Source organism: Agathobacter sp., assembly GCF_977054825.1.
Map to the genome: position 1 here is coordinate 219,348 of NZ_CDRTEH010000004.1, position 16,136 is coordinate 235,483.

Here is a 16,136-nt window from a genome sequence, read left to right on the forward strand (position 1 = left end):
CACCTCTATGCTCCCACACCGGTTATCAGCTCCGGCGACTCAAATAATGTATAAATATTATTTCGTTTAATCTCAAGCTGCTGCAGAATGAATTTCTCAACAAATTCATTTTTCGGAGTATTCACTATTTCATCCGGAGTTCCAAACTGTGAGATGTTTCCCTTATTTATTATCATTACATGATTTGAAAGAGTGAGTGCCTCCTCCGGATCATGTGTGACGATAACTGTTGTAAGATGATACTCTCTTGCTATCTCCCTGATCTTTGCTTTGATCGACTCTTTTATAACACCATCAAGGGCACTAAGCGGCTCATCCAGCAGTAATATTTTAGGTTTCATCACAAGTGTTCTTGCAAGTGCCACCCTCTGCTTCTGTCCTCCTGAAAGCTGTTCAATCTTCTTATTCAGATGTTCCTTTAACCCAAGCAGCTCTATCAAATCATTGATTTCCTTTTCAGATGAAATGCCTGGTTTATTTTTCAAGCCGTACCTAATATTTTTGATAACATTTAGGTTTGGAAAAAGAGCGTAATCCTGAAATACTATATTAAAGCCCCTCTTTTCCATCGGAGTGTAGGTGATGTCTTTTCCATTAAAAATGATTTTACCTCCGTCTGCCTCAACCAATCCTAATATAAGATTTAATAATGTCGTTTTACCGCATCCTGACGGTCCAAGTATGGAAACAATCTCACCATCGTTTATCTGTAAATTTATATCATTTAAGATTGTTACACCGTCATATTCCTTTTTAATATGTTCTAATTCAAGCATATTTTTCTCCTTTTTCTGTTGCTTTCCTTCAAGCTGACTTGAGTATAGATTTAACCACCATCAAATACAATCAAATCTCAGTAAGGCTTTTGTAACAAACTTGTAAACACATGTAACAAAAAAGGATATGACCTTTTGTAGAAAAACTACAGGTCATATCCTCTGTTTTGTATTATTTCACTGTTCTTGTCCAGATTATCCGTGCACCGGTTGTAGTCAAATGTAATAAGCCCCATGTAAATCATATCGTTTATGACCATCTGAGAGCTTCTTGAGAAAATACAGTCACCGTACATCCATTGCTTCTGAGAACTGCACAGTACCACATCACCCCATTTGGATATTCTCGACTCGGCAAAGTTTGTAATACAAATCGTCTGCGCTTTTGTTTTTTTTGCCAGTTTCATTGCATCTACGGTATCCTTCGACTGACCGGAGTACGATATACCTATCACCAGATCCTTCTCTGTCATTGCAGCAACCTGAATATGCTGTATATAATAGTCCTCATCAAACCGACAATCATATCCCAGATATAAGAGCTTTGTGTTCAAATCATTTGCCACTGCTGTCGAGTTTTCTACCGCACATATCACAATCTTTTTCGCCTTTGCTATCATCATTATTGCCTTTTTAAACTCATCCTGCGATATGCTCTTTAACATATTCTCCAATATTCCAACTGTCGATGCAACTACCTTCGCCGGCACATACTTTAAATCATCCCCCGGTGTTATCCTGTAATTTTGCAGTGAATAATCCTTCATTCTTCTGCTCTCAAGCTCTGATATTTCCCTGACAAGGCTGTAACGAAACTCCTTGAAGCTGTCATATCCAAGTGCCTTTACGAATCGTACCACCGTAGGCTGGCTCACATCACTCCTCTTTGCCAGTTTCTCAAGGGAAATCCTTCCACATTCAAGCTCATTTTTGAGTACATAATCTGCCACTTTCTTCTCTGATTTCCGCATTTCTGAATACATTGTCCTGATTTTATAATCTATATTTTCTTTTTCGTTCATAATTTTCCTTTCCACAGTATTATTATATATTCTTGTATACTCTCAAGCTTGTAGTTATACTACAAATTCTATAAATAACATTTGTAGTATAACTACATAATTCTTATTTTATATTCTACATAAAAATAAACTGTGTTGTGTAAAACATATGTAAATTATGTTGAATGGCACTCGGTATTGCAATGCTCCTTCTTTTCATTCCGCTGGCGCATCAGCAGATAATCGGACGTGAGCTTTTATTCTTTGGTGCAGCAACCTTTGTATCAGGAATCAGGGATTATCACCAGACACTTATTCTGACACACATAATGTTTGCCATATCAATGGTTTTCATCATGATTTCAACGGTAAAAAGCATTATACATAGCCCGATTAAAAATTTCTACCATAATCTGGGCTGTATCATGTTATGTGTGCTGTCTCTGACTTACATCTAAATATAATATCGCAAGAACAATAAAAACTGCTGCATACATTTATCCACGTATGCAGCAGCTTTTATTTAAAATTTTATAGCTATTCATAAGCCTTTTGAAATCCTGATTATCTCATTTTTACTGATTGTCTGCACTCTTATCAGCATTTTTGTATGCTTCCTCAAAGAACTGCTCCTGTGAATCTACAGGTGTGCTGTTTATCTTTCTGTCCACATACTCGCCATCAGCGCGAAGCTCCTTGCCCTTCTCATCATCTGTCATGATCGTATCAAAGATATGGCGGATTTTGTCCTTAGCATGCGCATCGTATACAGGTGTTGCAACCTCCACACGTCTTACGGTATTTCTGGTCATAAAATCTGCTGATGCAATGTAAATCTTCTCATCATCGCCCACACCAAATCTGTATATACGTGAATGCTCAAGATATCTTCCTACAACGCTTATTACAGTGATGTTTTCTGTTGCGCCCTCCACCTGAGGCTTCACACAGCAGATTCCTCTGACAATAAGCTCTACCTTCACTCCTGCCTGTGATGCATCGATAAGCTTGTCGATAAGCACCTTGTCAGTGAGAGAGTTAATTTTTACTCCGATATATGCAGGTTTTCCTGCATTCTTCTTGGCAATCTGCTCATCAATCATGTCAACAATCCTGTTCTGTAAGCATTTTGGTGCAACAAGCAGATGCTTTACATCGCCGTCCGAAACAGTCTCTCCTCTCTGAAGCGCCATAAATACCCTTGATGCATCCGCTCCAATCTCCTGATTTGCAGTGATGAGGGACAAATCTGTGTAAAGACGCGATGTCTTCTCATTGTAGTTTCCTGTACCGATCTGAGTGATGTACTCATAGCCATCGCCCTTTTTCTTTGTGATAAGGCAGAGCTTTGAGTGAACCTTGTAATCGCCGAGTCCGTAAAGTATCTGACAGCCTGCATCCTCAAGGCGGTGTGACATCTCTATGTTGTTAGCCTCGTCAAACCTCGCACGCAGCTCGACAAGCACTATAACCTCCTTGCCGTTTTCTGCGGCTTCTATAAGGGCATCGATAATCTGGCTCTTGTCTGCCACTCTGTAAAGTGTCATCTTGATGGAAACCACATCAGGGTCCTCTGCTGCATCGTTAAGCATCTTGATAAAAGGCTTCATGCTCTCAAACGGATATGAAAGAAGCACGTCCTTTTTCTCAACCTGTCCGATTATACTCTCCTTGAGTGAAAGCTCCGGTGTATCACGCGGAGCACGCTTCTCAAAGAAAAGCTCCTGCTTGTCGCGCAGATAGTGCTGAAGCTGGAATACAAACGACATATCAAGCGGTGTCTTTACGCTGATAAAATGCTTCTTGCCAATCTCAAGGAAGCTTGAAAGCTCATCAATCGCCTTGCGGTTGATTTTTCTTGATAGCTCAACTCTTACAGGGTCAAGACGCACTCTCTTCTTGATGAGCTCCTCCATCATGTTACGATAATCCATATCCTCATCATACATGCTCTGCGCATCGATATCCGCATTACGTGTCACACGCATGATTGATTTCTCACGGATTACATACTTTGGATAGAGCTTGGATACAAAGTGTAAAATAAGCTCCTCTGACAGCATAAATGTGCCCGGTCTTGTAGGTATCTCGATAAGACGCTTGAATACGCTGTTTGAGCATGGCACGATACCTGTCTTTTTCTTCCCCTTCTGTGTAGTTAAAAGCACTACCGCATAGAGCTGTTTATTGGCAAGGAATGGGAACGGCTGCTGCTTTCCTATAATCATCGGAGAGAGGAAAGGTGCAATGTGTGCATCAAAATATGCCTCCAGCAAATCTCCCTCATCCTTTGACAGCTTGTTGAAATTGATTATGCGCACACCCTTTGGCTCGAGCTCACCCATGAGCTGCTCGTATATCCTTGCTTTCTTCTTCTCAAGCTCGCATACTCTGTCAAGTATTGCCGATACCTGCTCCTCACTCGACATCTTTGTCTTGTTCTCGAAAATCTTTTCCTTTGAATTCATCTGCATCATGAGTGATCCGACTCTTACCATGAAAAACTCATCCAGATTTGTCTGGTAGATTGATGCAAAGGTCAGTCTCTCTGCAAGCGGTACTCTTGGATTGCCCGCCTCATTTAATACTCGCTCATTGAACTGTAGCCATGACAGCTCCCTGTTTGTGTAAACTTCTTCCAGTTTTTTCATCTGCATATATGCTCCTATTCTATATGATATTTTTCCATTCGCTTCTGCGTCTTTTAAGTTCGTTTTATTTTGTGCCCGCTGCATTTCAAGCAGTCTTGCCCGCTCTATCAGTTTATCCTCACGGCGTCTCCTTCTGTCTGCCAGATGAAGCTTATTTTCCACCCCGACAAGCAGCTGTGCAAGTGCCTTCAAAACTCTTTCCCTATGCAATATTTACCTCTCCGTTGTCATCATCATCTATGAAAAATGACTGCATGGTCACATTATCATTGGCGACCTCCACGAGATTCACACAGCTGTTTCCGATTCGGTCTATATTGTGAAGCATCTCGTTGTACTGAGCTGTAAGCTTTGAATCACATTTGCCCTTTCCGACACGGGTGATATGGTTTTTACGCAGCCTCTCATCAAGCGCCATAACCTCATCCTTCTGTTTCTGAAGGACCTCAATATCCATGCTTCCATCACCTGAAATGGCTCTTATTGAAGCAGTATATATCTCATGAATCTGTGCCATCGCCTTTCTCAGCTCTTTTAATGCATCCTTTGAATATTTGTGCTTGCTCTTATTTTCCACAGATATGGTATTGACTATTTCGTTTAATAATATTCCAATTCTATCTATATCGCACAGTACATAAAGCACTCCCGCACTCTGTGATGCCTGTTCCTCTGTCAGTACACCCTCTGAGTACATGGAAGCCAGATAGTCGTTTATTGACACATAAAGCTTCTGTAATGTCTGTGCACTCTCTTCAAGTTCATTTTCGATATTTTTGCCGTTTTTGTCAATACATTCATGCAAATTTACAAACATTTCTTCAACAATATCAGCACATCTGAGCGTTTCCTTTGCAACAAGCTGCATTGCGGCCACCGGCTGGCTGATGAGCTTGGTATCGAGGTACATTGGCTGACCCATTGCAATCTCTGTAACGCTGGTTTTTTCCGGCACAAGCTTCATAACTATCTTTACCATTACAGGGATAAGCGGTATCCAGATAAGCGTCATTGTCAGGTTAAAGCCTGTATGTGCATTTGCAATCTGTCTTGAGATGACATCCACCTCATTTCCCTTTGGTGAAATAAACTGTATCAGGGCAGCATATGGTTTCACAAGAAAAAGGAATAAAATTGCTCCGGATATATTGAATACACAGTGTGCAAAGGCTGTTCTTCTGGCATCCTTTGACTGTCCGATTGACGCAAGCACTGCCGTAATTGTAGTTCCGATATTGTCACCGAGGAGAATCGGGATAGCTCCTGCCAGTCCTATGATGCTTGTCACTCCGTCAGGTCCTGCCTGAGATGCAAAGTTCTGCAATACTGCGATTGTTGCACTTGAACTCTGCACCACAAGTGTCATGAGTGCTCCAACTGCAACACCCAGTACAGGAATATGTGCTACCTTTCCAATCATATCTACAAAAAACGGGCTTGAAGCAAGCGGCTTCATAACACTTCCCATAGTCTCAATTCCCAGGAATAAAAGACCGAATGCAAATATTGTCTGTCCGATATTTTTTACTTTTTCCTTTTTACATACAAAGCTTAATATGAAGCCTGCAAATATTATCAGATAAATATAGTCAGATATCTTAAATGCGATAATCTGTGCTGTCATCGTCGTACCGATGTTAGCACCTAAAATAATTGAAATTGCCTGCGGTAAGCTCATAAGTCCCGCGCTGACAAAGCCGATTACCATGACTGTTGTAGCACTGCTGCTTTGAAGCACTGCTGTAGTAAGCGCTCCTGCAAGCACTCCAAGCACCGGGTTTTTGGTGAGCATCGCAAGAATTGCCTTCATCTTCTCTCCTGCTGCCTTCTGCAGGCATTCGCTCATCATGTTCATGCCGTATATAAATACTGCCAGGCCTCCCAACAGGCCAAATATAATTTTTACCGTTTCATTCATCTACTTATCCTCCGCTTTGCCGTTTAGCTGTGCCCATTCTGTTAACTTTCCTGTGTAAATCTCTCCAAGCTGCTCTATCGAAATCCTCTCAATCGGATTTTCCTTATTTACAATCACATGTACCTCATCCTTCGCAATCTCAACCTTCGTGAGAAGCTCATTCTCATATGATTTAAGCTCACGCGATGACATTCCGATGTCATATGTTCCCTCCATCGCTCCTGTCAGTCCGTTGCCTGAATCAGTCTCTGTAACTGTAATTTTAGCATTTGGATTTATCTCCATATATTTGTCGGCCAGTTCCTTTACAAGTGGTGCCGCTGATGTAGAACCGCCAATCTTAATCTCTCCGCCGGCCTTGTCTGACAGAAATGAGCCCGGCTTCGCAACTGCAGTATACTTCTCACTGACCACTTCCTGTCCCTGCGTTGATATGTAACGCACAAAGTCATCCTCAACATCGTTTAGCTCTCCCTTGTAAGCCAAATAAAATGACCTTGTAAGATCGTTGCCATATATGGTGACTGTCTTTACCTTGTTATCATCAAGCTCCACACCCGATGACACATATGCGATAGCATTTTTGTCCTCTGCGGTCTTTTCATATGCTGTTTCATTGCTATCTGCTACAATGCTTTGGTCTGTAGCCTTATCCTTTCCGGTTGTCTCATCCAAAATCCCTGTCTTTTCTGCAAAGACATTTCTCGTTCCGGATTCCTCTTCTCGCGAAACAACCTCAATTTTTCCCAACGAATTAAGGCCATCCACATGGGTAGTTTGTACCTCTTGTGAACAGCCTGTTATCATTGTTGCCATCATTCCTATGACAGCCGCTTTCTTTAGTAATTTCTTTTTCAACATGATTTCTCCATTAGCATGATAAATGATTAAAATTAATCAATAACTATTCAACAAGTTAATAATATCAAGCTAATGTAAAGTCCAAAACGCAGTTATGTAAAATTAAGGTAAAAACTTTACAATTCTTTACTCAACTTTACATAAAATAGATTCCTGTGCATTTTTATATATCTTCTAGGCATTTTTTACTATTTCTACGGCAATATCCGGATAATTTGTGATAATTGCATCTGCTTCTGCCTTGACAAGCGCCTTCATCTCATGCTTTTCATTTACAGTCCATACATGAGCTCTAAGTCCTCTTCCGTGCGCCTTGTCAATGTAGTTTTCATCCTGCATATGGTAGGTTGCCGGATGAAGCGCATCCACATGAAGCTCGCTTGCATACTCTGCCGGATTTACTATAATGTCAGAAAAAAGCAGACCGCACCTCATATCAGGGCAAAGCTTTTTCATGCGCACAATCGACTCATGATTAAATGATGAGCACCAGATTCTGTCAAGCATATCATACTCTTCCACGAGCGCCAGTACCTTTTTCTCCAGATTTTTGTACTGTACGATACCGTTTTTGAGCTCGATATTTATGGTCATCTCTGTGTTTTTGAGCAAATCAAACACCTCATCGAGTGTTGGAATACGAGTCTTCTTGTCATAGGACGGCATGTGCTTTGACACATTGAGCCGCTTCAGCTCCTTTAGTGTATAGTCCTTTACAAAGCCTTTCTCTCCACTCACTCTGTCCACGGTCTCATCGTGTATGACCACAAGCTCTCCATCCTTTGTGAGCTGCACATCAAGCTCCACGCCGTCAGCCTTCATCTTTTCTGCCTTCTTGAATGCCTCAAGTGTGTTCTCCGGTGCATATCCGGATGCTCCTCTGTGTGCCCAGACCTTTGTTCCCTCTGTGTTTATCATGCTTTAAGCCTTCTTTCATTACTTTTTATTTTAGTTATTTTCATGCCTCGGTGCATCATATCTGTCTGCAAGCCTTAAAAATACAAATCCCACTGCAAAGAATATTGCCATAGTTGCAACCGCCACATTTATCGTACCGCCTGCAAGCTTTACTGACGCGATGACAAGCGAGCCTAAAAATGAAGCTCCCTTTGCAAAAATATCATAGATTCCGAAGTACTCTCCCGAGTTCTCAGGAGGAATAATCTTTGAAAAATATGAGCGTGACAGCGCCTGCAATGAGCCCTGGAAGCATCCCACACCAAATGCCATGATTCCAAAGCCAATCAGATCATGCAGTGTAAGTGCATATAGACAAACTGCAAAATATCCCGCAATGCAGACATACAAAAGCGTTGTAGTTTTGTATTTCTGTGACAGTCTTCCAAAAACAAGTGAACCGATGCATGCCACTATCTGTGTAAAAAGTAAAAACACTACCTGTCCCACTGAATCGAGCTTTAAATCAGTTCCTATGTTTATACAATTATCTATTATAGTACCTACACCATCTATGTAAAGGAAAAAAGCAACCAAAAACAGTCCTACTTTTTTATCTTTTGTAGCTATTTTTTTGATTGTTCCAAAAATCTGTGCAAATGCGTCAGCTATGAGTCTTAGGACACCCGGATTTTTGTTTGTTTTGCTTTTCTCTTTGATATTGTCTCTTATAAATACATCATTTTCAAAATTCTTATGAATATCTTTGTCTGCTGCATCAGATACATAATTCACCTGTTTATAGCTCTTAAACAATGGAATTGTAACAACAAACCACCAGATTCCTGTAACCGCAAAGCCTATTATCATCGACAGGCGGTTTGATATGTATCCAAGCATATCCGGTCCACAGATGTACGCTGCAAGTGAAACGAGAAACGGCACACACGAGCCCAGATATCCCCAGGCATAGCCGTAGGAAGACACCTCGTCCATTCTATCCTTTGTCGTCACATCGACAAGCATCGAGTCATAAAACACCAGCGATGCATTGTAAAATATCTTTGTAAGCACATAGATAACAAGAAACAGCACCCATGTAGGTGTAAAACCGTTAAGTATGCATGCCGACACTCCAACAACTACGGTCGTTGAAAAAATAGCCTTTTTGATACGCATATGGTCTGCTATCGCACCACAGACAGGCCCGATAAGTGCTGATACAACTGTCATCACAGCTATTGCCACCGCATAATACGCGGTTGCCCTGTCAGATGAAATCTGCCCTGCACCATCTCCAACGGCAAGGCTTTTGTACCATATCGGTATGAGCGCACACGCAAGCAGTGTGTATGCGGAATTTCCCACATCATATAATACCCATGAGAGCTCCTTTGATGAGAGTTTTTTGGTTTTCTTTTGTGTATTGTCTTCTTTTGATTTCATAAATTATACCTTCCCTGTTTTGTATGTCCCAGATTACGATTTTATTTTTTTTATGTAAAATCCGCTACCACCCATTTGCAAAGTTTATGTAAATAATCCGTCCAATATTAAATCAGCGACTCCCTCGCAATCTCCACATAATGCATGGCATTGCGATGATTCTCTGCTATCTCTTCATCTGTCAGTGCCCTGACCACCTTTGCCGGCGAACCAAATGCGAGGCTTCCGTCAGGAATATCGGTGCCCTGGGTGACAAGAGCGCCCGCACCTATTATGCAGTTTTTACCAACCCTTGCTCCATTTAATACGATAGCTCCCATGCCGATGAGTGTATTATCACCTATAGTACACCCGTGAACAATTGCGCTGTGTCCTATTGTCACATTGTCACCGATTCTGACACTGTGGCTTAAGTCCACATGTACCACCGCATTGTCCTGTATATTCGAATTTCTGCCGATTTCTATCGGTTCTGAATCGCCTCTTACAGTTGCATTATACCATACACTTGCTCCGTCAGCCATTGTCACCTGACCCTTAACAACGGCACCTTCTGCTATATAATATGCCATATCTATCCCTCCATCAATTTCAGATAATCACCCTTGTCTATATGCATCATAGAAATCTGATTATTATGCCGCCTGAAGCCATATACACAATCCACATTTCGGATAAGCGACTGCAGACGTTCATCCGGTACACAGACAATCAGCTGCAAGTCCATCTTCCTTGCATACTTGAGACACACCGCACTTCGCTCCTGATCCATCTTGGAAAATGCCTCATCCAAAAGCACCAGCTTAATCTTTGAATCACGATTGCTCTGCTGCATATAAAGCATCGCAAAGCCCGCAAGAAGCGCAACATACTTAGGGTTCTGTCCCTCGCCTCCCGAATCACGTCCTGCCATGTCATCTACAAAGTTTTCCCTGATGACACGGCCGTTTTCGTCCGTAACCTGCTCATACATGCTGAATGACAGATAATTGCGGTAATCCGCATACTGCTCCATTTCCTTGCGCTTCTGCATTCGCAGATGCTCATCCTCATCCCTTGGCGGCATGAACTTGTCTGTCAAAAGTTTAATTTTCTGCTCATATTTCTTATAAAAATCATCCTCACCAAAGCTTATCTGTCCAGCTATTCCGCCATTATCCGGATTTTTACTGTCCAGTTCCTCCGCCATAAGCATATCATAGAACTGACCGTTTTCGTTCTTTGCCGGCTCTATCTTAATCTGATAGGTACTGTCTGAGAAATTAGTCTCCCTAAGAAGCCTGTTTATCTCATAGGCATGGCGCTTTGCAGCCTTGATATCACCGTGGATTGTACCGATGACATTCTCTCTGAGACTTTTGTAAATCACCTTGCACTGCTCCTCAAACTCACTCTCATATTCCGGCTCATAATCCTTCTCGTACTTCTCCAGCAGCTCCTCATATGCCTTATTTGACTTCTCGGCTCCGCTGAACTGACCTGACGGAAACTCCTTTATATACCTGTAGCGGGCAGTCTGCAACGTCTCAACACACGACTGCTGCCTGCCACCATTTCCGTCTGCGCCTTGCAGCTCAATAAGCTTCTCACGCTGTTTGCTCTTGACCGATGCTCCTGAGCTATGCTGCAGCATATCCTGCACCTGCTTCTCAAGCTCCTCTCCGGCAACATAGCCCTGTAACATATCTTCCAGCTGTGCTCTTCGCTGTTCGTTTGCACCTATGATTTTCTCATGCTGGCTTATCTTTTCATTTATCTGCTGCTGATTCAGTGAAAAAGCACTCTTAAGTGCATCGATGTTTTTCTCAAGAAGCCTCTTTTTCTCCTTTAGCTCCTTGTACTGCCCATTCTCCATCGTCCTAATAATCTCTTCGAGCTCATTTTTCTGCGAATTAACTGCTTTAAGCTCATCTGACGCCTCAGAAAGGCCCACAAAATACTCCGGCTCCCCCTTTAAGCACTCAAAATCTCTCTGTGCCTTGAGACTTGAAATAATACCCATAAGCTGTATCTGGTCCTTCTCAAGTCTATCTACATCTGCCTCATACTCGGCAAGTCTTGCCTTGGATACCCTGCCTCCGATGCAGGCATTTGTAGTATAATCGCGCTTCTTCAGATGTCTGAAAATAAAGTTGCTGTATGAGTAGCAGTCCGGTGTAACTCCATCTCGTACCTGCTCAAGCTCGTCAACACTCCGGCACTTTATAATATGTCCCAGATATCTTTTCAGGCAGACATCTACATACTTTTCCTTTGTATCCACTGCCTCATAAAGCGAACCATCCATGGCCTTTGGTTCACTGTCCATGATAGCCCTGGAATTAATGAGGTCAACATCCTCAAACTGCTTCATGTCCCTGAAAATAACAGCAGCAGTATGCGCATAACGCGGCTCTGTGATAAGTGAGAACTTGAGCCTGCCCATACGTCCTTCTATGGCATTCTTCCATTCCTCGTCCTGTACGTCAAACATATCCGCAAATACCTGTACCTTCACAGGCTCGCCAAATCTATCACTTAAGTCTCTCTGCAGCGCAGCTCTTGCCGAACGCAGGCTCTCACTGTACGACTTGCGGTTGTTCTTCATATCATCGACCAGACGTTTTTTCTCTTTAAGCTCTTTTGTTATCTCATTTTTCTGCGAAGTATTGTCCTCGAGCTCATCCTCGATATCCTTCTTTATAGACTCAAGCTTTAGATGAAGCTCCTGACATTTTGCCTCTGTGACATCGCCATCCACAATCTCTTCAATGAGGTTTAAAACTGCATTGCTCACATAATCTGTGATGACCTCATCCTCATCCCAGGCCTTTAGTCCGTTTGTGATTTTAATCCACTGACGGCTGTTGTCGGTAAGCATGAGACTTCTCTTCTCAAGCTCCCTAAGCTGATCCTTTTTGCTTCCTAAGTCGCTCGATTTCAAATCTGCACATACCTGGATATACTCCTGCTGCACAGCTGCCTGCTGCCCGGCTATATCATCTGCCTTTTCTGAAAGCCTGTCCTGTTCTTCTTCAATACGCTTTTTATCATCCTCAGCTGCCTGAATCTTTGCACGCATATCCTCGATATCTATGCACCTGATCATTGTCTCTGCCATGACAATATCGCTTTGGATATTTACCAGTTCCTGCCCTGACTCCTTTATTTCCTTAAGAAGCTCAATACGCTTGCGCATATCCTCTATTTTTTCCCTGATTTGTCTGTATGCATCGAGCTGCTCACTGATAGTCTCTATCGTGCCCGAGTCACTCTTTGGAAACATATAATCACGTATAAACTGGCCTGTTCCATTTGTCATTCTGAGTGCAATAGCACTTTTTTCCATTGTGATAAAACGATTCGGATCAATATATCCTAAAATCACATCATATAATGTGCCAAGGTATGCCTCCTTCGATGCGTAAATACGGTTTACATCCCCTCTGGCGCGTCTATCAGCTGACTGTGAGCGAGTATTTACAAGCTTTTTAATATCATTATTTGAATAGCAAAAGCCGTCCGCTGTCACATATGAAGGCTCCGGCATCCTGCCCGAATGACTGAAGTACACAAATCTCTTAATCTCAGAATCGTTTTTTCGTACCTCAAATGCTATTCCTATACATGTAAATGTATGACTGCCTGTATCCTCTATCTCAAGCGCTATGACCGAACAAAAATCACAGTCGCCACGATTTGCGGAGCCATCCTTCTGCTCACCCCTCAAATAGCTCAGAACACTTCTCCTGTTTTTTGCATCATCTGCAGCCTTGTTCAAGAAGGTGGAGCTGAAGCTGCCGTAGAGGATTACCTGAATCGCATCCATGACGGTTGATTTTCCCGAGCCACTCTTACCACTGAACAAATTGACATACTCATTAAATTGCAAAACCTTGTGATTTATTCCGCCCCAGTTGTTTAGACACATTCTGGTAAATATCTTCTTAGACTGACTCAATTGGTAACTCCTCCATTTCACTGTTCTTGGCAAATTCATGGGTATGTTTTACAGAACTGCTTTCTGTATTCAATCCGGCAGCTTCAAGTGTTGCAGCCGACTCGTTATCATACTTAATCAGCTCCACCTCATCACTGTACATGCGCACAAGCTCATTTATATCCATGGCTGAGCAGAATATATTTACTGTACCATAAATATAGATTGGTGTGTTGTCCTCCAGGCTTGCAATAGCCCCCGGCAGTTCAATCATCTGATGTGTTTTCATAAGCAAAAGAGCGTCTGACCATTCCTGATTAGTGAGCTTTCTGGTAATCAGATTGGTATTTCTGCCATACTCACGAATCTCTGCCAGATTCGTTGTTGTCGCATTAAGCCCTTCGCCCATGATTTTATCCCTGTATATCATCTTCATTATAATGACAATCCTTGCAGTAAGAAGAGTCATCTTCTCGAGCATGACACCATCACCCGTTATCCTGAAAAGATGCTCCTGCTGGTCATGAACCAACTCACAGTCAAGCACAGCCAGATAATCAGAGATAAACTCCCTGTTTCTAAGACACACCTGATACCTTGGATTGTCTCTTTGAATCAATGTAACGGGGTCACACTTCATTTGCAAAATACAGGTCTGTCTCAACAGATCCTGAATAGTTTTTCTAATATTTTCTGCCTCATTTGGCGAAACATTCTCCATATATTCAAACATACATTGCTCTCTTTTCTATGCTTCTCGTTTAGAGTCCGATTTGGATATTACAAGCCTTGAGTAGCTTACACCATCACTCTTTGTTATCTCTCCATCCAGACTCACCGTATCCTCACCCATGCGCTCATTGGTCTCCTCCTGCCATAAAAACAGAAGCTTTTCCAGATCCTCCATGGATTCTACAGTCTGTTCATCTGTCACAAACATGCCATCACGCATATTTTTATCTCTGAAGCTTTGAAGCTCCTTTTTGGTATACAATGGCTTTGGCACAAAATCTGCCATATCATCTTCGCCTGCCGAAGCATCGTCAATAACAAACGGAACAAACTCACTTCTTCCTCTCTCTCTTCTTCCCGGAAAACTGTCGTCCGTTACATTGTAAAACTGTCTGGTGAACTTCATTCTGTTTCGAAGAGCCCCAAGTATCTCATCTGTTTTATCACTCTTATCTATCAGGTTAATGAGCTTTACTATATTATCCTCGTCATCTGCGCCTTCCTGCAGGATATAGTGTATCCTTGCAAGCGCCCTCTTTGCAAAAATCGTCTTCTGCTCAATAAGCTTGTTGTACTTTCTCTCAATCAGGTCAAACTCATGCTCCACCTTATAAACAAGCTCATTTGCCTTATCACAATACTCCACGCTGTACTCATAGCGTTTTCTCTCAAACGTACCTGGTGTAGTCTGCGAAAGAATTCCCTCAAGCTCAGCCCTTCTGTCATCGTTCTGATTAAGGATTTTACTTATAAGCTCCTTTACAGCCTCCTTGTAACGATAAAAGCTATCCGTGGTTGTAAGGATGGCATAACGTCTGCTATCACTGTTATTAATTTCCTTAATCAGTACCTTCTGTATACCGATAAAATTCTTCATACGTGACAGCTCATCAAAATATGCCCTCATGCCATCCTGCATATTTGATAAAAGCTGACCAAGATTTTTTGACGTATACAACGCATTTTTCAGAATATCATTATTTTTTTCCGGATCTGAAAAATATGTAAAAAGCGCACTGTAAACAGCCAGAATGCTCTCACGCTCCCTGCTGTCATCATCCACAAGCAGCTTTTTAAACAGCTCAGCATACATCTGGCTGTACTGAGGAAATGCAATCACATATGTGTTGAGCTTTTCATCAAAATCACTCCTGATCCAGCCCCAGTTTATAAGCCTGCCCAATATAGCTGATGGCGTCAGGGTGTATGCGAAACTGGCCTGGTCATATATAACATCAATTTCGGAATCAGGATTATAATCATCATGATTATCCATGCTGCCACTATCTTTATCACTCTCATCTTCATTATAATCAGTCTGCCATACAATGCCTGTTTTTGATATGGTATCCGCTATGATTATCTGACACTCCTCACGTGTCAGTCCCAGTGATGCATAGACCTCGTTATTCTCCTCATATAACGCAACAACTATCTGCATGTATGCATCCATATTTTTTGTGCGGAATAGGCTATAAAATTCTTTTGGTATTCTATCTTTTAATGTCATACTCATATAATAACATATCCCCACGTTTTTCGCCATATACATGGAAATAAACGTGGGGATATTAATATTGCTGCTTCACACCTCAGCCTTAACAGTAACATCCGGTTACCGTCAAATCACTCCTGATTGTGACCATCAATAATTCTATTCAATATAATATGCTTACTGCTCAGCAACTCTCAGATGACGTATAAGCTCATTTAAGCTCTCTGCCTCACTGCTCATCTCCTGACTTGCAGCTGCACACTCCTGTGAAGAAGCTGAGTTAGTCTGAACTACATCGTTAATCTGCTCTACGCCATTATTAATCTGCTTGATAGCATCTGTCTGTGTCTCAAGTGTCTCTGCGATTCCATTAACCTCATCTGTGATAGTCTTGGAATTGCCGGCAACCTCCTCAAGCTGCGATGCTGTCTTGCCTGCAA

12 protein-coding genes and 1 pseudogene are annotated in these 16,136 nt (G+C 42.0%); 1 reads left to right on the forward strand and 12 read right to left on the reverse strand.

Annotated features, from left to right (window positions below; translation table 11 throughout):
* Positions 1 to 5: 5 nt before the first annotated feature.
* Together ACW6PM_RS06455 and ACW6PM_RS06460 are read right to left on the reverse strand one after the other, a co-directional pair.
* On the reverse strand, positions 6 to 776 hold the full coding sequence (locus ACW6PM_RS06455; protein WP_456056602.1) for an ABC transporter ATP-binding protein: 771 nt from the start codon (positions 774 to 776) through the stop codon (positions 6 to 8).
* A gap of 146 nt (positions 777 to 922) precedes the next feature.
* Complete coding sequence (locus tag ACW6PM_RS06460) at positions 923 to 1,798, reverse strand: MurR/RpiR family transcriptional regulator (RefSeq protein ID WP_456056603.1); 876 nt, start codon at positions 1,796 to 1,798, stop codon at positions 923 to 925.
* 164 nt (positions 1,799 to 1,962) lie between these two features.
* Between ACW6PM_RS06460 and ACW6PM_RS06465 the strand changes: the two genes are divergently transcribed.
* A complete protein-coding gene (locus ACW6PM_RS06465) occupies positions 1,963 to 2,235 on the forward strand; it encodes a hypothetical protein (protein WP_456056604.1) in 273 nt (90 codons plus the stop codon).
* Positions 2,236 to 2,352: 117 nt separating this feature from the next.
* Here ACW6PM_RS06465 and ppk1 read toward each other — a convergent pair whose 3' ends face one another.
* From ppk1 to ACW6PM_RS06515, 10 genes and pseudogenes are all read right to left on the reverse strand, one after another.
* Positions 2,353 to 4,428, reverse strand: a complete 2,076-nt coding sequence (gene ppk1 / locus ACW6PM_RS06470) for a polyphosphate kinase 1 (protein WP_456056614.1) — start codon at positions 4,426 to 4,428, stop codon at positions 2,353 to 2,355.
* A 202-nt stretch (positions 4,429 to 4,630) separates the two neighbouring features.
* On the reverse strand, positions 4,631 to 6,346 hold the full coding sequence (locus tag ACW6PM_RS06475; protein ID WP_456056605.1) for a Na/Pi cotransporter family protein: 1,716 nt from the start codon (positions 6,344 to 6,346) through the stop codon (positions 4,631 to 4,633).
* Positions 6,347 to 7,240 (reverse strand): substrate-binding domain-containing protein, encoded by an 894-nt coding sequence (locus tag ACW6PM_RS06480; protein WP_456056615.1) that lies wholly within the window; start codon positions 7,238 to 7,240, stop codon positions 6,347 to 6,349. It abuts the gene before it with no gap.
* A gap of 141 nt (positions 7,241 to 7,381) precedes the next feature.
* Entirely contained in the window at positions 7,382 to 8,125 is a 744-nt protein-coding gene (locus ACW6PM_RS06485) for a glycerophosphodiester phosphodiesterase (protein WP_012741318.1), read from the reverse strand.
* A gap of 30 nt (positions 8,126 to 8,155) precedes the next feature.
* Positions 8,156 to 9,550 (reverse strand): MFS transporter, encoded by a 1,395-nt coding sequence (locus ACW6PM_RS06490; RefSeq protein ID WP_456056606.1) that lies wholly within the window; start codon positions 9,548 to 9,550, stop codon positions 8,156 to 8,158.
* A 107-nt stretch (positions 9,551 to 9,657) separates the two neighbouring features.
* Positions 9,658 to 10,122 (reverse strand): gamma carbonic anhydrase family protein, encoded by a 465-nt coding sequence (locus ACW6PM_RS06495; RefSeq protein WP_456056607.1) that lies wholly within the window; start codon positions 10,120 to 10,122, stop codon positions 9,658 to 9,660.
* Between the two features lie 2 nt (positions 10,123 to 10,124).
* Entirely contained in the window at positions 10,125 to 13,460 is a 3,336-nt protein-coding gene (locus tag ACW6PM_RS06500) for an SbcC/MukB-like Walker B domain-containing protein (protein ID WP_456056616.1), read from the reverse strand.
* A gap of 16 nt (positions 13,461 to 13,476) precedes the next feature.
* Entirely contained in the window at positions 13,477 to 14,202 is a 726-nt protein-coding gene (locus ACW6PM_RS06505) for a DUF4194 domain-containing protein (RefSeq protein WP_456056608.1), read from the reverse strand.
* A 15-nt stretch (positions 14,203 to 14,217) separates the two neighbouring features.
* On the reverse strand, positions 14,218 to 15,642 hold the full coding sequence (locus ACW6PM_RS06510; protein WP_456056609.1) for a Wadjet anti-phage system protein JetA family protein: 1,425 nt from the start codon (positions 15,640 to 15,642) through the stop codon (positions 14,218 to 14,220).
* A 231-nt stretch (positions 15,643 to 15,873) separates the two neighbouring features.
* Positions 15,874 to 16,136: pseudogene (locus tag ACW6PM_RS06515) on the reverse strand (methyl-accepting chemotaxis protein); the annotation flags it as partial.

Bases quoted from the DNA above. Each gene is read 5' to 3' on its own strand.
- ppk1 (WP_456056614.1), bottom strand. From the start codon at position 4,428: ATGAAAAAACTGGAAGAAGTTTACACAAACAGGGAGCTGTCATGGCTA.
- ACW6PM_RS06500 (WP_456056616.1), bottom strand. From the start codon at position 13,460: ATGTGTCTAAACAACTGGGGCGGAATAAATCACAAGGTTTTGCAATTT.
- ACW6PM_RS06460 (WP_456056603.1), bottom strand. From the start codon at position 1,798: ATGAACGAAAAAGAAAATATAGATTATAAAATCAGGACAATGTATTCA.
- ACW6PM_RS06490 (WP_456056606.1), bottom strand. From the start codon at position 9,550: ATGAAATCAAAAGAAGACAATACACAAAAGAAAACCAAAAAACTCTCA.
- ACW6PM_RS06510 (WP_456056609.1), bottom strand. From the start codon at position 15,642: ATGCAGATAGTTGTTGCGTTATATGAGGAGAATAACGAGGTCTATGCA.
- ACW6PM_RS06455 (WP_456056602.1), bottom strand. From the start codon at position 776: ATGCTTGAATTAGAACATATTAAAAAGGAATATGACGGTGTAACAATC.
- ACW6PM_RS06475 (WP_456056605.1), bottom strand. From the start codon at position 6,346: ATGAATGAAACGGTAAAAATTATATTTGGCCTGTTGGGAGGCCTGGCA.
- ACW6PM_RS06465 (WP_456056604.1), top strand. From the start codon at position 1,963: ATGGCACTCGGTATTGCAATGCTCCTTCTTTTCATTCCGCTGGCGCAT.
- ACW6PM_RS06485 (WP_012741318.1), bottom strand. From the start codon at position 8,125: ATGATAAACACAGAGGGAACAAAGGTCTGGGCACACAGAGGAGCATCC.
- ACW6PM_RS06495 (WP_456056607.1), bottom strand. From the start codon at position 10,122: ATGGCATATTATATAGCAGAAGGTGCCGTTGTTAAGGGTCAGGTGACA.
- ACW6PM_RS06505 (WP_456056608.1), bottom strand. From the start codon at position 14,202: ATGTTTGAATATATGGAGAATGTTTCGCCAAATGAGGCAGAAAATATT.